23 protein-coding genes and 1 riboswitch are annotated in these 25,331 nt (G+C 65.7%); of the genes, 11 read left to right on the top strand and 12 right to left on the bottom strand.

All coding sequences use genetic code 11. The features are described from left to right. Positions 1-2: 2 nt before the first annotated feature. A complete protein-coding gene (locus tag BO996_RS17600; RefSeq protein WP_071955953.1) occupies positions 3-1,283 on the bottom strand; it encodes a LysR family transcriptional regulator in 1,281 nt (426 codons plus the stop codon). A gap of 169 nt (positions 1,284-1,452) precedes the next feature. Between BO996_RS17600 and BO996_RS17595 the strand changes: the two genes are divergently transcribed. Further along, positions 1,453-1,905 (top strand): nuclear transport factor 2 family protein, encoded by a 453-nt coding sequence (locus BO996_RS17595; protein ID WP_071955952.1) that lies wholly within the window; start codon positions 1,453-1,455, stop codon positions 1,903-1,905. A gap of 116 nt (positions 1,906-2,021) precedes the next feature. Further along, complete coding sequence (locus BO996_RS17590; protein ID WP_071955951.1) at positions 2,022-3,200, top strand: porin; 1,179 nt, start codon at positions 2,022-2,024, stop codon at positions 3,198-3,200. A 98-nt stretch (positions 3,201-3,298) separates the two neighbouring features. Here BO996_RS17590 and BO996_RS17585 read toward each other — a convergent pair whose 3' ends face one another. The 8 genes from BO996_RS17585 to BO996_RS17550 form a co-directional block, all read right to left on the bottom strand. Beyond that, a complete protein-coding gene (locus BO996_RS17585; RefSeq protein ID WP_071955950.1) occupies positions 3,299-4,045 on the bottom strand; it encodes an anti-sigma factor in 747 nt (248 codons plus the stop codon). Then, positions 4,042-4,620 carry a sigma-70 family RNA polymerase sigma factor gene (locus BO996_RS17580; RefSeq protein ID WP_071955949.1) on the bottom strand — a complete coding sequence of 193 codons (579 nt, stop codon included), beginning with the start codon at positions 4,618-4,620 and terminating at the stop codon, positions 4,042-4,044. Before BO996_RS17580 ends, BO996_RS17585 begins: the two co-directional genes overlap by 4 nt. Before the next feature lie 65 nt (positions 4,621-4,685). Further along, positions 4,686-5,258, bottom strand: coding sequence for a DUF3455 domain-containing protein (locus tag BO996_RS17575; RefSeq protein WP_043822431.1), 573 nt, complete (start codon positions 5,256-5,258; stop codon positions 4,686-4,688). Between the two features lie 331 nt (positions 5,259-5,589). Beyond that, positions 5,590-6,537: a Dyp-type peroxidase gene (locus BO996_RS17570; RefSeq protein ID WP_013802400.1), complete on the bottom strand. Its 948-nt coding sequence runs from the start codon at positions 6,535-6,537 to the stop codon at positions 5,590-5,592. Between the two features lie 94 nt (positions 6,538-6,631). After that, the gene (locus tag BO996_RS17565) at positions 6,632-7,681 is read right to left on the bottom strand and encodes a tripartite tricarboxylate transporter substrate binding protein (RefSeq protein WP_071955948.1); all 1,050 of its coding nucleotides are present in this window, start codon (positions 7,679-7,681) and stop codon (positions 6,632-6,634) included. 12 nt (positions 7,682-7,693) lie between these two features. Then, the gene (locus tag BO996_RS17560; RefSeq protein ID WP_071955947.1) at positions 7,694-9,112 is read right to left on the bottom strand and encodes a sensor histidine kinase; all 1,419 of its coding nucleotides are present in this window, start codon (positions 9,110-9,112) and stop codon (positions 7,694-7,696) included. Then, positions 9,090-9,773 carry a response regulator gene (locus tag BO996_RS17555; protein WP_071955946.1) on the bottom strand — a complete coding sequence of 228 codons (684 nt, stop codon included), beginning with the start codon at positions 9,771-9,773 and terminating at the stop codon, positions 9,090-9,092. The genes BO996_RS17560 and BO996_RS17555 overlap by 23 nt, the downstream gene beginning before the upstream one ends. Positions 9,774-9,809: 36 nt before the next feature. Then, positions 9,810-10,817, bottom strand: coding sequence for a Bug family tripartite tricarboxylate transporter substrate binding protein (locus BO996_RS17550; RefSeq protein WP_071955944.1), 1,008 nt, complete (start codon positions 10,815-10,817; stop codon positions 9,810-9,812). A 297-nt stretch (positions 10,818-11,114) separates the two neighbouring features. On the opposite strand from BO996_RS17550, the gene BO996_RS17545 reads away from it, so the two are divergent. Continuing rightward, positions 11,115-12,212, top strand: a complete 1,098-nt coding sequence (locus BO996_RS17545; protein WP_071955942.1) for an MBL fold metallo-hydrolase — start codon at positions 11,115-11,117, stop codon at positions 12,210-12,212. 115 nt (positions 12,213-12,327) lie between these two features. Here BO996_RS17545 and BO996_RS17540 read toward each other — a convergent pair whose 3' ends face one another. The 3 genes from BO996_RS17540 to BO996_RS17530 form a co-directional block, all read right to left on the bottom strand. Then, positions 12,328-14,526 (bottom strand): AAA family ATPase, encoded by a 2,199-nt coding sequence (locus tag BO996_RS17540; protein WP_071955940.1) that lies wholly within the window; start codon positions 14,524-14,526, stop codon positions 12,328-12,330. After that, the gene (locus BO996_RS17535; RefSeq protein WP_043822406.1) at positions 14,523-15,773 is read right to left on the bottom strand and encodes a hypothetical protein; all 1,251 of its coding nucleotides are present in this window, start codon (positions 15,771-15,773) and stop codon (positions 14,523-14,525) included. The genes BO996_RS17540 and BO996_RS17535 overlap by 4 nt, the downstream gene beginning before the upstream one ends. 147 nt (positions 15,774-15,920) lie before the next feature. Next, positions 15,921-16,742, bottom strand: coding sequence for a hypothetical protein (locus tag BO996_RS17530; RefSeq protein WP_071955937.1), 822 nt, complete (start codon positions 16,740-16,742; stop codon positions 15,921-15,923). 205 nt (positions 16,743-16,947) lie between these two features. On the opposite strand from BO996_RS17530, the gene BO996_RS17525 reads away from it, so the two are divergent. From BO996_RS17525 to BO996_RS17490, 8 genes are all read left to right on the top strand, one after another. Continuing rightward, positions 16,948-17,679 (top strand): 2OG-Fe(II) oxygenase, encoded by a 732-nt coding sequence (locus BO996_RS17525; protein WP_071955935.1) that lies wholly within the window; start codon positions 16,948-16,950, stop codon positions 17,677-17,679. A 12-nt stretch (positions 17,680-17,691) separates the two neighbouring features. Continuing rightward, positions 17,692-18,342: a DNA oxidative demethylase AlkB gene (alkB, locus tag BO996_RS17520; protein ID WP_071955933.1), complete on the top strand. Its 651-nt coding sequence runs from the start codon at positions 17,692-17,694 to the stop codon at positions 18,340-18,342. Positions 18,343-18,360: 18 nt separating this feature from the next. Beyond that, on the top strand, positions 18,361-19,044 hold the full coding sequence (locus tag BO996_RS17515) for a 2OG-Fe(II) oxygenase (RefSeq protein ID WP_071955931.1): 684 nt from the start codon (positions 18,361-18,363) through the stop codon (positions 19,042-19,044). Between the two features lie 12 nt (positions 19,045-19,056). Next, a riboswitch (cobalamin riboswitch) is annotated at positions 19,057-19,375 on the top strand. 121 nt (positions 19,376-19,496) lie between these two features. Next, complete coding sequence (locus BO996_RS17510; RefSeq protein WP_071955929.1) at positions 19,497-21,653, top strand: TonB-dependent receptor; 2,157 nt, start codon at positions 19,497-19,499, stop codon at positions 21,651-21,653. Beyond that, the gene (locus tag BO996_RS17505; RefSeq protein WP_071955927.1) at positions 21,653-22,705 is read left to right on the top strand and encodes an ABC transporter substrate-binding protein; all 1,053 of its coding nucleotides are present in this window, start codon (positions 21,653-21,655) and stop codon (positions 22,703-22,705) included. Before BO996_RS17510 ends, BO996_RS17505 begins: the two co-directional genes overlap by 1 nt. Then, entirely contained in the window at positions 22,692-23,777 is a 1,086-nt protein-coding gene (locus BO996_RS17500; protein ID WP_071955925.1) for a FecCD family ABC transporter permease, read from the top strand. Before BO996_RS17505 ends, BO996_RS17500 begins: the two co-directional genes overlap by 14 nt. Further along, positions 23,774-24,562, top strand: coding sequence for an ABC transporter ATP-binding protein (locus BO996_RS17495; RefSeq protein WP_013802412.1), 789 nt, complete (start codon positions 23,774-23,776; stop codon positions 24,560-24,562). Before BO996_RS17500 ends, BO996_RS17495 begins: the two co-directional genes overlap by 4 nt. Then, on the top strand, positions 24,510-25,331 hold the full coding sequence (locus tag BO996_RS17490; protein WP_071955923.1) for a (2Fe-2S) ferredoxin domain-containing protein: 822 nt from the start codon (positions 24,510-24,512) through the stop codon (positions 25,329-25,331). The genes BO996_RS17495 and BO996_RS17490 overlap by 53 nt, the downstream gene beginning before the upstream one ends.

The raw sequence follows: 25,331 nt of genomic DNA, 5'->3' as shown, positions 1-25,331 counted from the left end.
GGCTAGGCCGGCAGATCGCCCACGGCCCGCCGGCAGGCCTGCATGAACAGCTCCAGGTCCTGCGATGCCGTGCTCAGCGCACGCGTGGCCAGTCCGATGCGCCTGCGTGTGGAAGGCAGGTCCACGGGCACGATGGACAACTGCCCGCCGTGGTCATCCTGCAGGGCCTGTCCGCGCGAGGCCAGGGCCAGCCGGCCCGTCTGCAGCACAAAGGCCAGCGTCATGGTCGGGCTGCTGGCGCGCAGGCTGGCGCGCGGCGGCTCCAGGCCCTGGCTGCGGAACAGCTGGACCATGGCGCGATCGGCCGGCGTGCCGGGCAGGGGCGACACCCAGGGCCATTGCAGCAAGTCCTGCAGAACCAGCTGGCCGCGGTCCAGGCAGGCATGGCCGGCCGGTGCCACCACGACCAGATCGTCGTCGAACAGGTGCAGCTGGCGTACCTCATCGGAGGGCATGTCGGCGCGCAGGGCGCCGGCGATGGCGTCGATGTCGGCGCTCAGCAGGTGCTGCACCAGGCTCTCGTAGGTGCCGTCCACGATGCTGACTTCTATGTCCGGGTGGCTGGCGGCCAGGCTGTCGACCGCGCGCGGCAGGAAGATTCCCACCGACAGCGGCAGCACGCCGACCACCACACGCCCCCGGATCTCGCCGCGCCAGGCGGAAATATCGCTGTCCATGCCGCGCACCTCGGCCAGGGCCAGCTTGACACGGCGCAGCAGCGCTTCGCCGGACGGCGTCAGCCGCGTGCCGAAGGCCAGCTTGTAGAACAGCTGCATGCCCAGACTGGCTTCCAGCCCCTGCAGCGCCGCATGCACGGCGGGCTGCGTCAGGCCCAGCCACTGCGCGGCCAGGGATTCGCTGCCGCAGTCGGCAATGGCCATGAGGGCGCGCAGCTGGCCAGCAGGCACGGTCTCGGCAAAACGCTCGGGTAGGGGAGGGCGCCTGGCCGCCAGCGTGGCGGCGGCCTGGGCGTCGGCCGCGCCGCTGCCCAGATGCTGGAGCATGGCCTCGATGCGGGCGGCCAGCTGGCTGCCCAGCGGGGTCGGCATCATGCCGCGCGCCCCCCGCATGAACAGCGGCAGGCCACAGGCCTCTTCCAGTTGCAGCACCGAGCGCGCCACGGCCGGCTGAGAAAGATGCATAGCCTGGGCGGCCCCCGTGGTGCTGCCGTGGCGCACCACGCCCAGCATGGCGCGCATGGCTCGCAAATGGCCTGCCAACTCGGGAAAACGCGAAGGATTGCTGGTGGCCGGGCCGGTCCAGGGGGCAAGGTAAAGGTTCATGGAAAGGCGCTGAACGGCACGTTGGAAAACCGTGTTTTGATTGTCCCATAAGAAAAACGCATTGATGGCCGGGGCTCCGGCATTGGCCGGATCTATGCCAGCGTGGAATGCTTGGGGCCTGGATCAAGACAGCCCATCGCAGGCTGCGAATTCCGGGGAGACAAGAAACATGAACCATGAAATCGACCGGCTGCTGGCCCGCCAGGCCTGCCTGGACCTGGTGCTGCGCGCTGCTGCCTTTGCGGATGCCGGTGATGCCCAGGCCCTGGCGCAGCTGTTTGCCGAAGACGGCCAGCTGCAACGGCCCGGCGGCGAAGTGCTGGGCGGGCGCGCAGCCATCGCCGCCGCGTACTCCCGGCGTCCTGCGGGCCGCATGACCCGGCATCTGGTCACCAACACGCTGGTGGAACTGCAAGGCCCGGACCGCGCCAGCGCGCGCAGCCAGGTGCTGCTGTGGTCCTGCGACGAGGCCGATGCCATCACGCCGCACGGCCGCCCGGCCCAACCGCGCCAGCTCGTTGGCGAGTTCGATGACGCCTTTGGCCGCAGTCCCGAAGGCCATTGGCTGATCACGCGCCGCGTGGCGCGCTTCGTCATGTACCGGGACCTCCCGGGCTCCTGAAGCGCAGGGCGCCCAGCCGCTTTCTCCCATTTCCCCGTGCCCGCCACTCTCGCCTTTCCCAAGGCGCAGCGTTGCGGCGTGCCGATTCCGCAACGACAACAACAGGAGACAAAAGCATGAAACGCACTCTCAAGAGCATTCCCCAACCCTCAGCCAAGCGCCCACTGCGGGCTTGTCTGGGCCGCCTCGCCCCGCTCGCCATGCTGGCAGCAGCAGGCGGCGCCCAGGCCCAGGCCGGCGCATCCGTGACGCTGTACGGCCATCTGGACACCGGGATCGAGCACCTGACGAATGTGCAAGGCGGCGGATCGCTGACGCGCATGCCCGGCCTCACGGGAACGGCACCGTCGCGCTGGGGGCTGCGCGGCAGCGAGGATCTGGGCGGCGGCCTGAGCGCCATCTTTGCGCTGGAGTCAGGCTTTGGCCCGGATGCCGGCACCTTCAACCAGGGCGGGCGGGGTTTCGGGCGCCAGGCCTGGGTGGGACTGTCCGGCGGCTGGGGCAGCGTCTCGCTGGGGCGCAACTACACCATGCTGTACTGGGCGCTGTTCGACGCCGACCTGCTGGGTCCCAACGCCTTCGGTCTGAGCAGCCTGGACAGCTACATCCCCAACACGCGCACCGACAACTCACTGGCCTACCGGGGGCGCTTCGGCGCCTGGAGCCTGGGTGCGGCCTACAGTCTCGGACGCGATGCCGTCAACGCCGGCCCCAGCCCGGCCGGCACCAACTGCGCCGGCGAATCGGCCACGGACAGGCAGGCCTGCCGCCAATGGTCCGCCATGCTGAAGTACGACACCGCGCCCTGGGGCTTTGCGCTGGCCGTGGACGAGATGCGCGGCGGCGCCGGCGCATTTGCAGGGCTGACGCGCTCGGACCTGAAGGACCGCCGCATCATGCTCAACGGCTATGCCGCGCTGTCACCCACCATCAAGCTGGGCGCCGGCCTCATGCGCCGCGACAACGACGCGGCCCAGGCGGCCTCGGCCAGCAACGGCGCCACGCCGCGCAGCACCCTGGCATGGGGCGGCCTGTCCTGGTCCCCCAGCGCCGCCGTCGTGGTCGATGGCCAGCTGCAGCAACTGCGCTATGCCCAGGGCGGCGACAGCTCCACCCTGCTGGCCCTGCGCGCCACCTACAAATTCTCCAAGCGCACGGCGGTCTATGCCCAGGCCGCGCGCATTGACAACGGACAGCGCCTGGCCATCTCGGTCAGCTCGGCCGCAGCCGGCGGCAGCCCGCTGGCGGGCGCGTCGCAGACCGGCCTGATGCTGGGCCTGCGCCACTCGTTCTGAAACCGAAGGCCAGGCCGGCCGCATCCAATGCGACGCCTGGAGCGTGCGATCACCAGCGCGAAGAGCCAAGGCGGGCACTTGAAAGTGCAAACCACGCTCTAGATCTGTACAGCGCGGCCGATGAACTGAATGGGCCCTGTCGGGCGTCCGCTCGGGGAGCCGCCTTCTGGCTCCAGGGTGAGCTCGAAAAGCTGATTCGGCTGCAGAGGCGGCAACTGGTCTACCGGCACTTCGATGGCTTCGCCCGGTTTGACCAGACCCAGGGACACCGGCGCTTTCCAGCCGTCGGCCTTGGTCCAGAACTGCAGGGATTTTTCCGCCGGAATGGCATCCTTGCCCAGTGGCACAAGGCGCAGACGACCTTCAGACTGGGCCTGGACCACCCACCCGGGGGCCTGATTCTGCGGCGCTGCCAGCACGACGAAGTAGCGCGGGGCAGCCGGCGGTGATGCCTCTCGCACCACCAGCACAGCCGCGAGCAGTGCTGCAGCTGCAAAGCCGCCACCCGCCAAGCCGCGCCAAAGGGCGAGGCTATCCCAGTGCCACCAGGCACCACGCCGTGCGCGGACCGCTGGCCGGGCCGGCTTGACGCTGGCCGCGATGCGCTGCCACAGCGTTGCGGAGGGCTCGATGGGGGGAGTCAGCTGAACCAGCGGCAGGAGCCGTTGCTCCCATGCCTGCACGGCCGTGCGCAACGCAGGCTCGTAGGGCAGACGGGATTCGATGGAGCGGCGCTGGGCTGCATTGAGGGTGCCCAATACGTACTCGCCGGCCTGCATCTGGAGATCGTCTGGGGAGCCGTCATCCGTCGACTCCGAGGGATTGGGGTGGGTGTCGCCGCTCATTGCATGCACTCTCTCAGGGCACGCAGTCCGCGTTGAACCCAGGCCTTGACCGTACCAAGCGGTGCCTGCACACGCGCCGCAATTTCGCTGTGGCTGCAGCCGTCCACGTAGGCGTGCAACAGGCAGGCGCGGCGCTCGGGGTCCAGCCGGTCGAGGCAATCGCCAAGACGACCCAGCGTCGCCTGCCGCTCCCATTCACTGCCGCCTTCCTTCCAGGCCAAAAGTGCGGCCTGGGCGTCATGCGCTTCATGGGCAGTTTCATCCAGCACGGTTTCGCGTGCGCCATCCCGTACACGGTTGAGGGCGGCGTGCCGCACCACGCTGTAGATCCACCCTCGACCACTTCCGCGATTGCCGTCGAAGGTGGATGAGCGGTTCCAGATGGAGACAAACGCATCGTGCAGCACGTCTTCCGCAGCGGCGCGCTCGCGGACGATGCGCAGTGCCACGCCGAGGAGAAAGCGCGCCTCGGCCTCATAAATCCGCTGCAAAGCATCGCGTTCGCCGCGTGCACATGCATGCAATGCTGCGTCATGGTCGAAAGCTTCGTTGTTCTGGGAGGCAGCGGGCGGCACGAAATGGAGCGAAGGGGGCGTTGCAGGAAATCCTTCGTCCAGTGTATCCGCGCCGCTGCCGGCTCTTACATGGGCTTCCAGAAGATGTAGTCGGCCTGGTACTTCACGGTGGTCTTCTGGCCCTTGTTGGCAGCCATGCAGGGCTTGTCAGCCGGCGCCACTCCGCCCTGGAGCGCCACGCGCTGGATGTAGCTCACACCCTCCAGCGCACCGCTGCCCATGGCTGGGTTTGCCTTCACCAGCTGGTAAGGCAGATTGCCTGCGCCGGACGGCGCCACAGCCAGCTGGGTGGCGGTGAGTTTGGAGCCGTCGTTGGCCTCCCAGGTTGCGGGGGGACCGTAGTAGCGGCCCACTTGTTTGCCCATGCGGTCCTTCAGCACAGCATCGGGTCCCACAAAGACCCATTCCGTCTGGCCAGGCGCGTTGGCCTTGTCGCGGCATTCGTAGGTGATGTCACCGCTGCCGACGGTTTCCCACGCGACCTTGTTGCCCGCAGGAACCTGGATGGGGGCCGGCAGCGATGCCTGGGAGAAAGTGCTGGCCGGCTTGTGCATCGAGCCACAGGCGGTGAGCAGGGCCGCTGTGGCTACAGCGAAAGAAACGGCGGCGGTGCGGGATGCGGAACGAGAGGTCAACATTGCAATTCTCCAAACAGTTTTGTGAAGGGGACTGAAGCAGCGCATTTTTTGGGCTGCTGCTGGTACTACCCGCCATCGCGTCGTTTGGATGCACCCCATGCAAAAATATTTTCGAGGAATGCCAGCGCCAGACTCCATCAGACTGCGGTTGGTGACATTCTTGACCTGCAGCACCCGGGCCACCTCTCCCGAGGCGCGCTGCTCCCAGTAGGCAACGCGGCCGTTGAGCCAGGGCAGGGGAGAGAACTTGACGCCTGCTTCCCAACCATCATTGATGGAGGGCCTGAGGTTGCGAGCCTGCGTGCGGCAGGCGTCGATGCCCGAGCCGATCTCAAAGATGGGCGAGCATGTCCTTTGACGGAACGAAGAAGGCAATGCCTGTCACCGCCGCCGAGAAGTCAAGGATGCGGTCATGGAGCGGGGGAGGGCTTCCGATGAACATCCGTTCGAGCATCTGCTCGATCACCCACAAGTGCCTGGAATAACCGATGAAATAGGTCCCGTACTCCTTGAGTGCAGGCCTCGCGAAGGGCATGTTGTCTCGCAGGATGTCGTGCTCGACGCCGTCCTGCGTGATGGTGCACAGCGTCTTGTGTGACTTCTGTTCCGCCTCCGAGGCATCGGGAAGCTCGGTGTTGGTGAACTTCTTTCGCCCAATGATCTGCTCCTGGGCTTCGGTGCTCAGGCTTTTCCATGCCGGGAGGTCGTGGAGGTACTTCTGTACGACGACATAGCTTCCGCCCGCATGTTCAGGATCTTCCTCGCCCACTATCGTTGAGGCCGGCAGCGCCAGGCCGACCGGATTCGCCGTGCCATCGACAAAATCCAGCAGGTCGCGTCCGTCGAAGTACCGGAATCCGGCGACCTCATCCATGGCCGCGACTGTCCCTTCCAGGGCCTCCAGGAGCATCTGCTCGAACGCCACGATGAGATCCATGGACCTGGCGCGGATGTGGAACAGCAGGTCCCCCGAAGTAGAGACTGCCACATGGGTGGCGCCCCGGATTTCGCGGAATGGATGGAGCTCGGCCGGAAGCGGGGTACCGACGAGCGGACCCCACACATCGGCACCGATGCCCACGTTGCAGGTAAAGGTCCCGGTCACGTCCCGTACAAGGACGTTCTTGATCAGGCCGTCCAGATCGCCGAGCACGGATCGCACGGTGGAGAGGGACGCTGCGTCTCTTGCAACGGTAAGGACCAGGAAGGATGCGGCGATCGACAGCGCTGCATCAATTTGCTGGGGCTCGGCCTGGCGCGGGATCGTGGGTGTGGTCATTGGAAGTACCGGCAGATGGACGAAATGGGCGTCAGGGATGGCGCATTATCTGGCCCAACCGGCGCAGCCGGCCCAACCGGCACCAGGAGCAACATCACGGACGGTTTCGCCAGATCCTCACTCCCATTTTTTCGGCATCTTCCCGGTACTCCTGGATTTTCTGCTTCAGGTACTCCTGCAGCGGCCTGCCGACCAGGGAGTAGGGGTACAGGTCGAAATTCTCCAGAAGTGCCATATAGCCAGGAAGGCCCATCGCCTTTTGCAAGGTGTCGGACCAGTAGCGTATTGCCGATGGAGGCGTGCCTGCCGCCATATAGAGACCCCTGACCGTCATCCAGGTCACATCGACGCCTTGCTCCATTGCGGTCGGGATATGCGCGAGTTTTCCGGGTACGCGGTCCGATGCCAGGATGGCAAGTATCCTGATCCTTTCCCCGGCGGAAATGGCATGCTGGGCTTCGGCCGCATCGCCAGGAAATGCGACCACATGTCCTCCGGCCAGGGCGCGCAGCGCCTCTCCACCGCCCTCGAATGCCACGAATCTCATCTCGCGTGGATCACGTCCGGCCGCACGGACCAGGCGGGCCGCCTTAATCCAGTCTTGGCTGCCCACCGTGCCTCCCGCGCCGAAAGGAATGGCCGCCGGATTGGCCCGGATCGCTCGCAACAGGTCGTCAAGCGAGCGATAGGGCGAATCGGCCCTTACCGCAACCACTCCATAGTCTGCGGCCAGGACCCCCAGCCAGTTCACCGAGGCAATGCTGTGAGGCCCGAATCTTCCTTGGGCAATATTGAGCAGCGATCCGCTGGAAAAAGCGATCAGCGTGCGTTCATCACCGAGCTGTTGCGTCGCAGCCTTGTCATAGGCCAGCGCACCAATTCCTCCCGGCAGATACTGAATCAGTGTTTTCGCATCGCCGCTGCGCGTGCCATCGATCGCCTTGGCTGCCAATCGGCATGTCAGGTCAAAACCGCCGCCCAGCTTTGCCGGGGCGATGCACACGGCATTTTTGTTGACTCCCGGGTCCAGAACTTGCGTAAACGCGCTTGGCGATGTGGCCAGAACAGGAATGGCCGTCAACAGGGCTCGGCGTGTTTTGCACGCGGCATCCTGACGGGACGCAGCCAACCAGGGATTTTGCATTTGTCTCCATCCTTATTTTTTGGCAAGTGGCGCACTGTCCGTGTCTTCCCACTCAAGGCTCGCCAGCAACCCCCTTGCGCCGGAACCGTGCGCCAGGGTGAGCTTTCCTTTGTGTCTCTCTGCAATGATTCTTGCAATCGCAAGGCCCAGGCCGGAGCCCGAACCATCCATCGGTGATTGGCGGCCTCGTGTATAGCGGCGGCCCAGCAGAGCCAATTCGTCCTCCGGCAGCCCCGGTCCATTGTCTTCGACGGCCAGAATCCATCCGGTATCCGAACGCCGGCCCGTGATGGTTACCACGCTGCCACAAGGACAGTATTCAAGTGCATTCGATGCCAGATTCAGCACGGCCTCCTGAAGCAGCAATTCATCGCCCGTTGCAAATACTTCCTCCTCCACATTGACGCCCAGGTCGATGGAGCGCTGCCGTGCCTGGGGCAGCAAAGAGACGGCAATGCGCCGGACCAGCTCGCCCAGGTCGAAGGTCCGGAGATTCACCTCGGCCGACTCGCTTCTGCCCAGGGCCAGCAATTGCTGGGTCGTACGGGTCACGCCTGTCAGCTCTGCGTCCAGAGCGCCCAATGCATCATGGATCTGCGCGACATCATTTATCCGCTGCGCATAATCCATCTGTATGCGCAGCGTGGTCAGGTGTGTGCGCAGTTGATGAGATGCGTAATCCAGAAATTCATGCTTGGAGGAAACAACAGCCTTCGTCACTTCAATCTGGCGATTGACCGCCATGACCAATGGCCGCAAGTCCGATGGAAGCTCCTGCGTGCTTATCGGCGCAATATCATCGGCCCCGCGTTCCCGTACCTCTTTGGCCAGGCGGGTCACCGGCCTGAGCGCCGCGGCAACTGCAAGTGCCGTGGCGATCATCATGGAAAGGAACACGAAACCATCACGAACAAGGGTCCGCTGAAAGAACTTGTCAATGAATTGCTGGCGCGATTGCTTGCTTTCAGCCACTTGCACTGTGACCGTGTCGGCGGAGCTACCGGCAGGCTTTGCCGACAGATCTCTCATCAGCGCGGCCACCCTGACGGGTTCGCCAAAATAGAAGCCGTCGTAGAAAATGGGATTCTTTGACAACGATGTCGGAGGCGGCGGCATGTCGGCGCTTCCCAATTCCACCAGATTGTCCGAAGTGGCAACCCGAAAATACACCTGGCCGCTCGCCGTGAGCTCAAAAAGATCGAATATGGAATAGGGGAGTTCGACCGAAAGTCCCCCTGAAGCGGTCGATATGTTTGAATCTATCGAGCGAAGTGCACCCAACAGCGATCTGTCATAGGCAGCGTTGGCCGAATCGATGGCATCCTGCCGCGTCAGATAAAGCTCCACGGATGTCACGGCGCCAAGAATCGGCACAAGAACCAAGCCCAGTCTCTGCCATAAGGTCAGCTTAGAAAGAAGGCTTGGGAGCATCTATTTCCAAGGCGTAGCCAAGTCCTCTCAACGTGACGACGCTGACGCCACTGCCTTCCAGCTTTTTGCGCAGTCTGTGAATGAAGACCTCGACCGCCTCCAGATGGACATCAGACTCTTCGGGGAAGACGCGCTCGATGATCTGCTTTTTTGTGAACGGCTCGCCAGAGCGCTGGATAAGCACACGAAGTACCGAATACTCGCGTTTCGAGAGTGGGACAGGCGCGCCATGCAGCATGAATTGCTTGGTGACACCGTCCAGGACCAGCGGGCCGCAAGCGAGCCTTGGGTGATCGCTCCCCCTGGCGCGGCGCACCAGCGCGTGCAATCTTGCCTCAAGCTCGGCCAGGGCAAAGGGTTTGGCCAGGAAGTCGTCCGCGCCCGCGTTGAGCGCACGGACACGCTCGTCAACAGAGTCGCGCGCCGTAAGAATCAGCGCGGGCAGACGCTGGTCTCGCGCCCGCAGCCTCTCCAGGACGACATCACCGCTGAGGTCAGGCAGGCCCAGATCGAGAACGGCAGCGTCGTAGTCCTCGGTGGCCAGCCGCCGATCGGCAAGCTTGCCGTTGTCCACCCATTCCACCTGAATTCCCACTTGGGTCAACGCCTTGGACAGCCATGTACCAAGGGCGTGCTCATCTTCGGCAAGCAGGATTCGCATCGGGAAAAACAGGGTTGCTGACGGCCGCCGGGCACATCAGTCGGCTTTGATCTGCGCCTTGGCAATGACTTGCTTCCAGCGCGCCTGCTCGCGGGCGATGAATTCGGCAAACTGTGCCGGGGTATCGCCAATGACTTCGGCGGCGTCTGCATGCAGACGTTCGACCGAGGACGGAGCCCGAACTGCCTTGCTGGTTTCGGCAGCCAGCAGGTCTATCTCACTGGAGGAAAAATTGGCCGGCGCGAGCATGCCATACCACTGTGTCATCTCGAACCCGGGGAAACCCTGTTCTGCGACGGTCGGCACGTCGGGCAGTTGGGGAATGCGCTTGCTTGAACCCGTTGCGATGCAACGCAGTTTGCCGGACTTGATGAACGGGATCACGGCCGCGGCCCCGATCGCCGAAGCGCCCACGCGGCCGGACAGCAGGTCCGTCATCATCGGGCCGGTACCCCGATACGGGACGTGCAGCATGGAGAACCCGGAAGTCAGCTTCAGGTATTCAAACGCCAGATGACCCGCACTTCCATTGCCGGCAGAGCCGTAGCTGAGGCTTTCCGGATTGGCCTTGGCATATTCGATCAGTTCCTTGATGTTTTTCACCGGAACCTTGGGATTAACGACATAAAGACTCGGTACTTTGGCCAGCAAACTGATTGGCTTGAAGTCCTTTTCCACGTTGTAGGGAAGTTTTGCGAAAATATAAGGGTTCACGGCTAGGGTGCCGATATGGCCGAGAATGACCGTATGGTGATCCTCGGCACGGGCGACTTCAGACATCGCAATATTGCCCGCTGCGCCAGGCTTGTTGTCCACGTAGACACTCTGGCCGATCGTCTTCGTCATCTCGGCTGCCGTGGAGCGCGCAACTATTTCAGAACTGCCGCCAGGGGCAAACGGCACAACAAATCGTATTGATTTATTCGGCCATTTCTGGGCGAGGGCAGGGGTGGCAATATGGGACAGACCGACCGCACCGGCCAGTCCAAGCAGCTTGCGGCGATCAATAGGGTTGAACAGGCAGGAGGGCAGGTTTTCTTGCATTGCAGTCTTCCAAATGATTAAGTCGAATGGAAGATGCTACACAAGCCAAACTTTCAGATGGCTGTCAATTTCTGTGCCGCTCTTCATAAATCATGGGTAAAAACCCTAGGAAAGTTTATCTTTTAGCATATTTCAGCTTTCAAAGTGCTTTCAATTTTCAAAATATCTTGCGCTCAGTGCTTACACCTAATTCCCGTGAATGACAGCCACTTGAAAGTTCCACGGAAATAAATTTGCAATGCACAACGCTGTGGGCGTGAAGTGTCTTATCAACGATTGATCATCAGGAGACAAACAATGAAAAAAACCGCAATGACTGGACTGATTGCCATGGGAATTTCGGCTGTGGCTGTAACCGCATGCGGAGGCGCAGGGGAGGGCGCATCCCAACCCACGGAAATACGCACGACATGGTTCGGCATCAGCAACTTCCATTATCAAATCGGCTCCACCGGCATCATTCTGGATGGTGAGGTGGTGAACACCGGCAGCGCGCCGTCGCCATCAGCAGTCACCAAGGTGCTTGGTGCGCTTCGCAAGCGTGGCTCGGTGGACTATTTTCTGGTGGGCCATGAGCATGGTGACCATGCCTTGCAGATTCCAGAGTATGCAAAGCAAACCGGCAAGCCCATATATGCCCCGGCAGCCGTCTGCCAAAAGGTCGTTGCCTATGGCAATCCGGCGGCACAGTGCACGACATTGAAGGGCGGCGAAGTGATTTCGCTCAACGAAAATACGACGGTGCGCGTGGTGCGCTGGCTGCACAGCATCGACTGCGGCGAAGTCGGCGCGGGAACGGCGGGAGTGGAAACGTTTGGATTTCTGATCACCACGAAGACACCGGACAAGGTTCTTTCCATCTATGCATCGGACAGCGGTGCGGGTGGACAGGAATTGTTCTATCCACGCATCGTCAACAAGGGCCTTCCCAATCAGGTGGTCTACGGATCGCCATTCGACAATCTGTCTGCCGCCGTGAAAGATGCCGGAATATCCAATATCGACCTGTGGCAAGGCGGCCCCGAGTCGAATGTCGTGGCACAGGCCCGCGTCATCATTCCGGCCTTCAAGGTGAAGTATTTCCAGCCGCATCATCTCGGAACCCGGGCAACGAAGGTGGATGGAAATTCCGTAGGCTTCAGCCTCGAATACGGACTGCATTTTCCCTATCTCGAAAGCGAAGTGCCGCGTCTGACGGACTATCTGAAGTCTGCAAACGCGGTTGCCTACAACCCCGTGAACTATTTCGATGCATGGTCTCTGTCCAAGGACGGCTTCAAGTCACAGGACAACGCCGACGTGAAGGCCGTGTATGGACTGCCTGCCACCGGTCCCGGCCCTGGCAAGCAAGGTCCGAACCCCCGGGCTGGCCAGTTGGAGTGCACCGGTGCGTAAGAACTCTTGCCCTCTGTTTTGTTTGATACGATGTATATTATGTTAAATAACAAACACAGATAACAGCCTGAGAACCAAGGCAAGGCACTCCTCCAGTGCCTTGCCTGCTTCGTTTTCAGCTGTTCAACACGGTTTCCAGGCCATCAAGCTCCTGCTTCAGCAAAAGCGCGGTTTCCTGTGGCTCGAACTGGCGCTGCAGCAGCGGGATGGTGAAGACGTAGCTTGCATCGTGCACGCCGTGCGTTTCATCCCGGCGCAGGACGTAGGCCAGTTGCAGGCGCGCCAGGGACCGGCGCAGGGCCTGGGCCTGGCCGGTGGCGCCGTGGGACTGGACCAGGGCGTCGAGTGCGGTCAGGCTGGTCTGTCCTTGCTGGGCCGTGTGATAGACGGCGATGCGGTCCAGGCGGCAGGCCTGTTCGTCGGTGCTCAAGCGGCCCCATCCCACCAGCGCGTCCTGCACGGGCTGGGATGCCATGGCCTGGCGCAGGTGGCGTTCTTCGATGACGCGTTCGTCGGGTCCCAGGGCCTCCAGGCATTCCTGGCAGAGGATGGCGACCAGGTTGGCGCGCCTGCCGCTGGCCTCTATCAGCCGCTCGGCCAGAGCGTCGTTGGCAAAGCCCAGGCGCAGCCTGCGCAGCGGTTCGGTGGCCAGGGCATGACATGCCGCTGGCTCCAATCCCCCAATGGCCAGGATTTCGCCGAAGTTGCGCAGCGGCGACTGGTAGTCGAGCAGCGCTGCCGCGTACAGATCCCAGAATCCCGCCAGCATGAACCAGCAACGGCCCTCCTCGCTCAGCGCGCGCAAGGCGCTGAGCTGAGGGTAGCCATTGCGGGCTTCGTCGCGGAAGAACAGGTCGGCCTCGTCGATCAGCAGGTACAGCCGCCTGCCCTGCGACTGCTTTTGCAGGTGTTCGATGATGGCCTCCAGCGGTGTTTCCACGGGAAGGCCGAACTGCGTGGCCAGGCGCGGCGTGAGGCGGTGGTCGCGCAGCGAGATGTAGTGGCAGGCGATGGCCGGATGCTCCTGCAGCCGCCGCTGTACGGCCTTGAGCAGGCTGCTTTTGCCGAGCTGACGTCCTCCCACGACCAGGTAGTTGGCCGGTTCGCGGTTGAGCACGCGGGCCAGCAGGCGCTCGCGGCCAAAGAAAACGTCCTCGCGCGTTACGCCGCCGCGCGTCTGGTAGGGCGATATGCGCGTGACCTGCAACTGCGTGGCCAGCAGCCGCAGCAGCACCTGGTCTGGAGCGCCGCCCAGCAGCCATTCGGTCTGCCCCGGGCTGTCCAGCAGCACGTGCAGGTTGGCGCGGTCCTGGGCATGGCGCTGCAGCAGCGGCATGGGCGACTGGGGATGGTGCGGGCTCACGATGAGCACCACATCGCCGCCGGTTTGCAGCAGGCGCAGCTGGCGCACGAGTTCGCCCTCTTCCAGCTCCGCTGGGGGCGCATAGACCAGGCAGCGGCCCAGGGCGATGGGCAGCTCGGGCGGCAGCGTCCACTCGAACATGTCGCCGGGCACGGGCCACTCGCCTTGCGCCGGTTTGCAGGCGGCGGACAGGCGTTCGGCCAGGGCCCGCACGCGGGCGCCTGGGCTTGCGCCGGCAAGACGCAGGGCCCGCTGCCAGTCCGGCAGGCGTATGCCTGCAGCGCGCAGGACGGCGGAACGGCGGCCGGTCAGCCGCAGCAGCCGGTCCAGCTGGGGCAGATGCTGGTAGGGCTTGCGGCGCAGGCGCTCGGGCTTGAGCTGTGCCGGGCCTATCAGCGGATGGCGCACCAGCCACAGCAGGGCCAGGCAGCCAAAGACCAGTGCGCTGGTCCAGATGACGCTGCGCAGCCATCCAAAGGGTTCATGCTCGGGCTGGCCCGGCGAGGGGCTGCAGTTCAGCGGCAGGTAGCGCGGCGGAGTCGGAGGCAGGCCGCCCTGGCAGCTCCAGTCCCAGCGTTGCCTGTCCAGTTGCAGCAGGACCTGGGTTCCGGCGAGCACGCCCATCTGGCTGTCGCGCACCACGTCCGCCTGCAGCACGAATGGACTGGGCGAGCTCATGCGCACGCGCGGTTCGGCAATCTCCGGCGCCACGCTGGCCAGGTCCTGCGGCCAGCTTTCATGCTGGCGCACATAGTCCATCAGGGCCAGGCGCCACAGGATGATTTCGTTCCAGACCCGGCCCGAGCTTTCCGCGCCCTGCAGGCTGCTGCGGGTGACGGGGTTGTAGCGGGGCAGCAGGATGGCTGTGCCGATGAACAGCGTGACCAAGGCGAGCAGCGCGGCGCGCCACCAGGATCTGGGCAGTTGCACAAGCCGGCCCAGGCCGCTCATGCCTGCAGCACCGCCACGGCGGCTTCGCGGGCAATGTCGCAGCGCCAGTGCAGATGGGCGCCCTCACCTGCTCCGCGCACCTGCAGCAGATTGCCCCAGAACAGGCGCCGCAGCACGGCATCCTGCAGATAGGGGCGTGCACGGCCCAGCGATGCCGCATCCACCAGCCCGCGCAGTTGCTCGCGCGTGGCAGGTTCCTGCGCCAGGGGCAGCAAGGTCTGCCACAGGCGCGCACTGGCCACCAGATGGGCGCGCAGCAGGGGCGAGTGCACGGAAGCGACGCCCACGCCCTGCTCCACCAGCCATTGCAGCGCTTCCTCGAAAAGCGCGGGATGCCCGCCCGTCAGCGCCTGCAATGCCTCGATGACCTCGGCCGGCCAGGCCGTGCCTGGCCAGCGCTGGCGCGCCATGAGGGCCAGGTCTTCCAGCGTAGGATCGGGCCAGTGGGCCACCTGGCCGATGTTGAGCAGCGACAGGTCACCGCTGCGGTACTTGAGGTCGGCCAGGGCCTCGCTGCCGCACAGCAGCAAGTGCAGGCGGCCGCTGTGCATTTCGCTGAGGCTGCGCAGGATGCCGGCCAGTGTCTCGCGCAGCTGCGCCGTGCCCTGCTCGAAGCGGCTGACCAGGCAAAACAGCCGGCCGCCGGCCAGCAGGCGCTTTTCCAGCAGGGCCTCGAATTCGTAGTCCGAGCCCACTTCGCCCAGCCCGCATTGCCGGCCCAGGGCCGCAAAGTAGTCGGCCGCAGCCGTGCTCACGCTGTAGGGCGGCTGGATGTGCAACACCGCCTCGGCGCCATACTGGGCGCGGGCACGCAGCAGCAGTTCCTGGCGAAACGGGGGCTGTCCCCAGTGCGCGGGCGACAGCAGCATGGTGATGGCATAGGGCCTGGCCTGGGCCAGCTGGGCGAAAAGCCGGTCCATGAAGCCTGCAAAAGGCTGGGCGCCAGCGGCGGCGGCCTGCAGCGGAAACTCCGTGGCAAAGCCAGCGGCGGAGAACAGGCGATTGGTCTCCGCCTCCGTCAGGCGCAGGTACTGGGCGCAGGCGGCCAGCCGGTCGCGCGAGCGTGGATTGGGCAGGGAAACCCCATTCCTCCAGTTGTTGACGGCTTCCCGGCTCAGCCCGATCTCGGTGGCCACGCCCGAGGCGCTGGCGCGGATGCGGCGCATGTACAGCCCCAGCAAATGGCCGAAATCCTCGTGAACGCCTGGTGCCACGGCAGCCCCCTGTTCAATGGCGGTGGGCTGCATCAGCGACGGCTCCGCTCAGGAAAACAGCGCCTGCTGGCGCAGATCCATCCTGCCGGGGCCATGGTCCGTATCCTCATCCTGTTCACCCTCTCCTGGGATTCAGCTGGTCTTGTGCAATTTGTTTCATTTTGCCGAGCGCGGATTGTCTCAGGATGCGGCATCGCCGCCACCCTGCCCCGCAAACTCCCGTCGCGCGCCGGCCATGCGGTACAGAGGCAGCACCACCGCCAGCACCAATCCCAAAGCCAGCCAGAGCCACAGTCCCTTGCCTCTGAAGGCCAGGGCCGCAATGACGGTGAAGGCCACGGCCTCGCACAGCCCGCGAAAGCCGGCCCGCAGCATGAACAGCCCCACGATGCCCTGCACGGGCGACACGCCGCTCTTGCGCAGGCTGGCCATGGTGTCCAGCAGGGCCTGCACGGATTCCTGGGCCTGGCGGTCACGCTCCTGGTCCCGCTCGCGCAGCCGGGTGATGGTCATGGGCTGGGCTGGATTGGTGAGGGCGGTGCCGTCGGCGCCCTCTTCCTGGCCGGGCTGCGGGTAGACCTCGCCATCCGTATCGACCAGCACCTGGCGCTCCGGGTAACGGGACAGCCAGGCGTGGTGGCTGACCCATTGGCCGGCATCGAAGTGGTAGCGCTCGCTCTCGCCCACCTGGTCGTAGAAGACATGCAGCACCGCCGCCTGCAGCCCGTGCTGGAACAGCGTCTCCAGCAATCGCCAGGGCATGCCGGCCGTGGTGCGGGTGTCAAAGCCCAGCTCCAGGTGCTGGGGATGGCCCAGGGCGCTGGCATTGGCCCAGTCGTCATCCCACAGCGCGGACCGGTCCAGGGCGGGGTCCAGCTCATGGATCCAGCGCTCGGCCTGCTCCCAGGACTGCCGGGCCAGGTACTGGCAGATCAGTTGCACGCGGCGCAGCTGCAGGGGCGTATCGAAGAACAGATAGAGGTGATGGACGTTGCTGGACATGGCGTGCCTGAGGCGTTTGCAGGAATGCCGCGATTGTTCAATTGCAGCCGCCAGCCGGCCCTCCCAGGCCTGTCCAGCAGGCGGCTGGCAGGCGCTTCCACCGGTTGACATTCTGTCCACTGCAAGAAGCGGGATGCAGGCGCTGCGGCGCCGCCCTAGACTGCGGCAATTGCCCGCAGCGCCCATACCGCCAACCCCGCCCGCCATGCACAACCTCGGTCTTTTCGACAACGAAGCTTGCGAATCCGCCCCGCCCTGCCACTGGACGCAGATGGAGCACCAGCTCGATGAGCAAGGCTGTGCGCGCCTGCCCGGCCTGCTGGATGCGCAGCAGTGCCGCGACCTGTCCGCTCTTTATGCAAGGGAGGACGGCTTTCGCTCCCGCATCGTCATGGCACGCCACGGTTTCGGGCGCGGCGAGTACCAGTATTTCGACTACCCCTTGCCACCGCTGCTGCAGCGCCTGCGCGAGCAGCTGTATCTGCGCCTGGCGCCGGTGGCCAATCTCTGGAACCAGCGCATGGGGCTGGAGGTGCGCTACCCGGACCGGCTGCAGGACTTCCTGGCGCGCTGCCACGCGCAGGGCCAGTTGCGGCCCACGCCGCTCATCCTTCAATACGATGCGGGCGACTACAACTGCCTGCACCAGGATGTCTATGGAGAGCATGTGTTTCCGCTGCAGGTGGTGCTGCTGCTGTCGCGGCCCGGGCGGGACTTCACGGGTGGCGAGTTCGTCATCACCCAGGCAGATGGTGACCGGCAGCGGGCCGATGTGATGGCACTGGACCAGGGCGATGCGCTGGTCCTGGCCGTGCGCCACCGGCCCGTGCCCGGGCGGCGCACCGGCTACCGCCGCGTGGCCATGCGCCATGGGGTCAGCCGCATCCACAGCGGCCATCGCCATACCGTGGGGCTGATCTTTCATGACGCACTTTGATGGATGGCCGGTATGAGCACGCTGGATCTTTTCGCCGATGAACAGCCTACCGGGGCCGAATCCATAGGCCCCCAATCCGTGGTGCTGCGCGGCCATGCCCTGCCCCATGCCGTGCAGTTGCTGGAGGCGGTCGAAGGCATTGCGGCGCAGGCGCCGCTGCGCCATCTGGTCACGTCGGGCGGCTTCACCATGTCGGTGGCCATGACCAACTGCGGCGCGCTGGGCTGGACCAGCGACAGGCGCGGCTACCGCTACAGCGCCATCGACCCACTCAGCGGCCAGCCCTGGCCGGCCATGCCGGCCGTGTTTGTCCGGCTGGCGGGCGAGGCGGCCGCTGCGGCGGGGTTCGAAGGCTTTGTGCCAGATGCCTGCCTCATCAACCAGTACCTGCCCGGCACCCGGCTTTCCCTGCACCAGGACCGCGACGAGCGCGACCTGGGCGCGCCCATTGTCTCGGTCTCCCTGGGCATGCCGGCCACGTTTCTGTTTGGAGGACTGGCGCGCGCGGACAGCACGGCCAGGGTGCCGCTGCAGCATGGCGACGTGGTGGTCTGGGGCGGTGTGGATCGGCTGCGTCACCACGGCGTGTTGCCGCTCAAGGACCAGCCTCACCCGCTGCTGGGCGGGCGACGCATCAATCTCACTTTTCGCAAGGCGGGCTGAATGGTTGGACGGTCTGAAATGGACAGGCTCAACAGCCAGGATCGCTTCGCCCGCCTGGATTGGGCGCGGATTGCCGCTGAGCTCGATGCCGAAGGCCATGCCCTGCTGCCGCAGCTGCTGACTGCGGATGAAAGCCGCGCCTTGGCCCGCGAGGCGGCCGCCGCGTCTGGCCTGCCGCCCTGCGTGCAGGCATGGCGCCCGGTGCTGTACGGGCATCTGCTGGCCCTGGCCAACCGCTGGCGCGAACACATGGGCATGCAGCCTGGGTTGCCGGGCTGCTTCGAGGATTTCATGCGTCAGGGCCGGCAAGCAGGCCAAACGCAGCCGCAGCCACATCTGCTGCGCGTGCCGCAAGCGGGTCATGCCCCGCTGCGTTCATACAGCGAAGGTGCGGCGGTGTTTCCGCTGCAGCTGGTGCTGCTGCTGTCCCGGCCGGGCCAGGATTTCGAGGGCGGCGAATTCGTGATGACCGAGCAGCGCCCGCGCATGCAATCGCGCCCCATGGTGCTGCCGCTGGGCCTGGGGGATGCGGCCATCATCGCCACGGGGCCGCGCCCGGTGCGCGGTGCGGCGGGCTTTTACCGCGTGCACCTGCGGCATGCCATCAGCCGCGTTCACCGTGGCGAGTGGCTGGGTCTGGAGCTGCTTTTGCACGACGTGCCCCAGGCGCCAAAGGCTCTGCAAACAGACCGCTGGCTATAATGCCGCGCCTGCAAAGGCATCCGTGCAACAGGTGTCCACATGCCAGCCATGGGGATGAAACGGGAACAAGGTGACTGCCAGCAAATGCTTTTTGCGCTGCCGGCACAGGCCTTGGCTGCCCCCGCAACGGTAAACAAGTCAAGGCGCTCCATGCCTGTCCCGCCAGTCTCCGCAACCCTGCGGAGGGGCGATGACAGGCTGTCACTGGTTCATGGCGTGGTCTGCAACATGCAGCTTTTCGCGGGTGGATTGGGAAGACGGGGCGCTGGGCGCAAGGCATGTCCTTGCGCCGCTTGTGAGCCCGGAGACCGGCCTGCTGCGTTTCGCGCCTGCTGTGCAGGCGTTTTCTTGACTGTCTGCGGGGTGCGGATGGCAACGTCCTGCTCCCCTTCCTCCCACGCTGGCTGGAGAGGTGGCAGTGCCTTGCTTTCGCATCAGACGGTCGAAGACCGATGTTCGAAATGCATTCTTCCTTTTCCAGGGTTTCCAGCGCTCGCGCTGCCCAGTCCCTTTCCGTGCGGCTGAGCCCGCTGGCCCTGGCCTGCGCCTTCATCTGCCTGCCGGCGCAGGCTCAAACCCAAACGCCCACGCCAACGCCCCCATCAACCGCCCTGCCCGAGGTCCAGGTCACCGGCCAGGCCGAACGCATCGGCCAGCAACTGGCCCAGCCTGCGCGCTCTGCCAGCCATACCGGCGTCTCCAACCAGGAAGTGCCGGCCAGCGTGGATGGTGTCTCTGCCGAGCAGATGCAGGAGCGCGGCGACTACGCCCTGGTGGACGCCGTCACGCGCACCGTGGGCCTGACGGCCAGCAGCACGCCGGGCAATGGCGGCCTGTCCTTCAGCAGCCGCGGCTTTGCGGGCGTGAACTCCGTGGGCGTGGCCGAAGACGGCATGGTGCTGGGCGTGGCCGCGGGCACCACGGCCTATCCGGGTGACAGCTGGGGCTACGAGCGCATCGACGTGCTGCGCGGCCCGGCCTCGCTGATGTATGGCAGCGGCACCATGGGCGCCACGGTCAACGCCATCCGCAAGCAGCCCAGCCGCACCAGCTCGGCCGAGGTGCTGGTGGGCGCGGGCACGGACGACACGCTGCGCCTGGGCCTGGGCGTGACCGGCGCCCTGGGCGCCTATGCCAGCTACCGTATCGACAGCTACACCGCCCGCAGCGCAGGCGAGCGCGATCTGGACCAGTCGCGCAACGGCAAGTTCATGAGCACGCTGCGCTTGGAGCCCACGAGCGACCTGCAGATCGACCTGATTGCCGACCGCAGCGTGCAAAAGCCCAGCCGCTACTGGGGCACGCCGGGCCTGGACGGCAAGGTGGTGGAGTCGCTGCGCGACCGCAACTACAACGCCGAAGACAGCGTGCTGCGCTATGCTGACGAGCGCCTGCGCGCCAAGGTGCAATGGAAGGCCAATGACTGGCTGACGGTGCGCAACGAGCTGTACCACGTGCAGTCCGACCGCCACTGGCGCAACATCGAGGCCTACGCGCTCAACCCCGCCACCTGGACCGTGGGCCGCTCCGACTACCTGGAAATCCTGCACGACCTGGAGCAGACCGGCAACCGCCTGGGCCTGAACGTGGACCGGGGCTCGCACAAGATCGCCATGGGCTGGGAGGCCGCGCGCATCAACCTGCGGCTGTCCAACAATTCGCCCTATGGCGGCTCGTCCACGGTCTCGGCCTGGGACCCCGTGCATGGCAGCTGGGCCAGCCCCGATCTCACCGCCGCCAAGACAGAAACCGGCGTGACCCAGCATGCCCTGTACCTGGAAGATGCCTGGCGCATCAGCAACCGCTGGCTGGCCATGGCCGGCCTGCGCCGCGATGTCTATGACTTTGCCAGCCACTCGCTGGTGGGCGGCACTGATTTCAACAAGACGCTGGCCGCTACCTCCTGGCGCCTGGGCCTGACCTATGAGCTGGCCCGCAACACCCATGTCTATGGGCAGATCAGCTCGGGCCATGATCCTGTCAACAGCCTGGTCTCGCTGAACCTGGCCAACACGGCTTACAAGCTGAGCAAGGGCCGCCAGGCCGAGATCGGCATCAAGCAGCAGGTGGCAGGCGGGCGCGGCGAATGGACGCTGGCCGTGTTCGACATCAAGAAGGACAACATCATCACGCGCGACCCGGACCGGCCGGCCATCTCCATCCAGGGCGGCAGCCAGTCCTCGCGCGGCGCCGAGGTCACTGCCACCTTCCAGGCCACGCCCGCCCTGCGCCTGGAGGGCAACCTGTCCTATGTGGACGCCCAGTTCGACAAGCTCATCGAGGCTGGCGGCAACCGCGCAGGCAACCGTCCGCAGAACGTGGCCAAGACCACGGCCAACCTCTGGGGCCACTACCGCGTGGGCGCCTGGCAAGCCTCGCTGGGTCTGCGCTACGTGGGTGACCGCTTTGGCAACAACGCCAATACCGTGAACCTGCCCGCCTACACCGTGGCCGACGCCGCGCTGAGCTGGCAGGTGGACCCGCGCACCACCCTGAGCCTGATCGGCCGCAACCTGGCCGACAGGGTCTATGTGGGATCGAGCTACGGCAGCCAGTTCCTGGTCGGGCAAGGCCGCCGCTTCGAGATCGCGGCCCATATCCGGTTCTGATGGCCATGGCGCGCTCCAAAAGCCTCCACGGCCTTCAGGGCCTGTGCGCTGGCGCCCTGGCGGCCACCCTGGTGCTGGCCGGCTGCTCGCGCAGCGATTCCGGCACCACCAGTGAACTGCCGGCACCGGCTGCCGCACCGCAGGCGGCCGTGACCGTCAATGTCTGCGGCAGCCCCGTGACCTACGCCAGCGCACCGCTGCGCGCCGTGACCCATGACGTGAACATCACCGAGATGTTCCTCTTTCTGGGCCTGGGCGATCGGCTGGTGGGCTACAGCGGTATCACGCAGGCCAAGCAGATCGACCCGGCCTTCCAGGCCCAGCTGGCCCGCGTGCCGCGGCTGGCCGAGCGCGAGATGAACCTGGAGGCCATCCTGGGCGCCTCGGCAGATTTCGTCTTCGGAGGCTGGAGCTACGGTTTTCGCCAGGGCCAGGTCACGCCCGAGGTGCTGCAGCGCCACGGCATTGCCTCGTATGTGCTGTCCGAATCGTGCATCCGCGTGGGGCCGCGCAGCCAGGTGGCGCTGGAAGACGGCCTGACCGACCTGCGCAACCTGGGCCGCATCTTCCGCATCGACGCCCATGCCGAGCAACTGGCGCAGGGGCTGGAGCGCGACCTGAAGGACCTGCGCGAGCGCATGCAGGGCGTGCGGCAGCGGCCTTCGGTCTTCGTCTACGACAGTGGCCAGGACATCCCCGTGACCGTGGGCCGCTACGGCATGCCGCAGGCCATGATCGAGGAAGCGGGCGGGCGCAACATCTTCGACGACATTCCCAGCAACTGGCCTGCAGGCAACTGGGAGGACGTGGTGCAGCGCAACCCGCAGTGGATCGTCATCATCGACTACGGCCAGCCCCATGCCCAGGGCAAGATCGACTTCCTGCTTGCCAAGCCCGAGCTGGCCGGCGTCGATGCCATCCGCGAAAAGCGGTTTTTCGTGATGACCTATGCCGAGGCCACGCCCGGCCCGCGCAACATTGCGCGCAGCCGCGCCCTGGCGCAGGCCCTGCACCCCGACCGCATGCCGGCGCCCAGCCATGCGGCCAACTGATTCCCGCTGGCCCAGGCGCTCGGGCGCCGCCCGCCTCTGGTGCCTGCTGCTGTTCGCGGCCCTGTTGCTGGTGATGACGCTGGCCATCACTTGGGGGCCAGTGGACATGCCGGCAGGCACGGTCTGGCGCATTGCCTGGAGCCGGCTGCTGCAGGTGCTGGGCATGCAGCCGCCGCCGCTGGAGGGCATCACGCCGCAGCACCAGCAGATCGTCTGGCTGATCCGCATGCCGCGCGTGCTGCTGGCGGCCCTGGTGGGCGCGGGGCTTGCCGTGGTGGGCACCATCATGCAGGCCATGGTGCGCAATCCGCTGGCCGATCCCTATCTGCTGGGCGTGTCCTCGGGTGCGTCTGTGGGCGCCGTGGCCGTGCTGGCCTTCGGTGCGCTGGCCTCGGCCGGCATGTACGCCCTCACGGCCGGGGCCTTTGCCGGGGCGCTGGCGGCCACCGTCGCCGTCTACCTGCTGGCGCGCTCCCAGGGCCGCATCCATGCCACGCGGCTGATCCTGGGTGGTGTGGCCATCGGCTATGTGCTGGCGGGCGTGACCAGTCTGATCACCCTGTCATCGGGCCAACGCGACCTGGCCAATGCCCTGCTGACCTGGACGCTGGGCAGCCTGGCCGGCACGCAGTGGGAGGAACTGGGCATTCCCGCCGCCGTGCTGGCTGCGGGAATGCTCTGGCTGGGGCTGCAGACGCGCCCGCTCAACGCCCTGCTGGCCGGTGACGAGGCCGCCACCACGCTGGGCGTGGACACGGCACGGCTGCGGCGTGCACTGTTCCTGGCGGTGTCGCTGCTGACGGGCACCATGGTGGCGGTCAGCGGCGCCATCGGCTTTGTGGGGCTGATCGTGCCGCACGCCGCGCGCATGCTGGTGGGCACGGACCACCGGCGCGTGCTGCCCGTGGCCGCCCTGGCCGGCGCCCTGCTGCTGGTGCTGGTGGATCTTGTCGCGCGCACGGCCTTTGCGCCCATGGAACTGCCCGTGGGCGTGATCACCTCGCTTATCGGCGGACCCTTCTTCGTCTGGATGCTGGTGCGCCAGCCGGTGCAGGGAGGGCGCGGCCCATGAAGCTGCAAGCCCAGGACCTGTGCTGGAGTGCCGACGCCCGGCGTGCCGACGCCCGGCGCATCGTGGACCAGGCCAGCCTCGCCCTGCACAGCGGCGAATGCGTGGGGCTCATCGGCCCCAACGGCAGCGGCAAATCCACCCTGCTGCGCATGCTCTACCGCGTGTTGCGGCCCGACGCAGGCTGCGTGCTGCTGGACCAGCGCGACATCCGGGACATGACGGCGCGCGAGTTCGCGGCCCAGGTCTCGGTCCTGGCGCAGGAGGCGCCGCAGAGCTTTGACTTCACCGTGCGCGAGGCGGTGATGATGGGCCGCATCCCCCACCAGTCCCCCTGGGCAGGCGACAGCGCCGAGGACCTCGCCTGCATGCGGCAGGCGCTGGCCCAGGTGAATGCCTTGGCGCTGGAGGAGCGGCGTTTCTCCAGCCTGTCCGGTGGCGAGAAGCAGCGCGTGCTCGTGGCCCGCGCGCTGGCCCAGCAGCCAAGGCTGATGCTGCTGGACGAGCCGACCAACCACCTGGACATACGCCATCAACTGGAGTTGATGTCACTGGTCCGGCGCCTGCAGATCAGCAGCATCGTCGCCCTGCACGACCTCAACATCGCCGCCCACTACTGCGACCGTCTCTATCTCATGGAACAAGGCCGCATCGTTGCCCATGGCACACCGGCCCAGGTACTGACCCCTGCCACCATCGGCCAGGTCTACGGCGTGGCTGCCGAGGTGGACATCCATGCCGCCACCGGCCGGCTGCGCATCAGCTTCATTCCCGATGAACTCCTCTGAAACATCCATCCCGCCCGGGCCCGACGCCGTGATCGTGCTGGGCCGTGGCGGCACGGGCGCAGCCTCGCGTCAAAGCCTCATCGAACTGGCCGATGCCTTGCGCCCGACGCTGGAGCCGGGCTGCAAGGTCGTCACATCCTTCGTGGACAAGGCCGCACCCTCGCTGCCCGAGGCGCTGCAGCAATGCCTGCCGGCGCGCTCCATCGTCGTGCTGCCCCTTTTGTCGCCCGACGAGCCTGCCCTGCTGCGCTGGCTGCACAAGCTGGCCATGCGCTGGCGCTCGCAACTGCCGGACCAGGGCGTGCAGGTGCGGTTTGCCGAGCATCTGCTGGGCGCCCCCGCCATGCCCGCGCTGCTGCTGCCGCAGATCAGGCAAGCCCTGCAGACCCCGGATGTGGCCGAAACCGCAGGCGACCAATGGCAGCACGATCCCCAGGCCTGGTCCCAGGTGCCTGACCACCAGCACCACGCCCTGATCTGCACGGGACCGCGCTGCACCGCCCTGGGCGCCGTGGCTGTCTGGCAAAGCCTGGGCGAGGCCGTGCAGGCCAGCAGCGAACTGCGTGCCAGGCTGCGCCTGCTGCAGACCAGTTGCCAGTACCCCTGCAACCATGGCCCGCTGGCCATCGTCTATCCGGACGGCGTCTGGTACGGGCGGCTGGCAGCCGGGAATGCGGCCCAGGTGGTGGAGGCCCATGTGCTCTCGCGGCAGGTCTGCGCGGAGCACCATGTGCACGGGCCAGTGGAGCTGGGGACGCAGGCTTCGTGA

It is taken from the genome of Delftia sp. HK171, from assembly GCF_001886655.1.
Classification (GTDB): domain Bacteria; phylum Pseudomonadota; class Gammaproteobacteria; order Burkholderiales; family Burkholderiaceae_C; genus Comamonas; species Comamonas acidovorans.
This window is presented reverse-complemented; position numbering and strand designations above follow the sequence as displayed.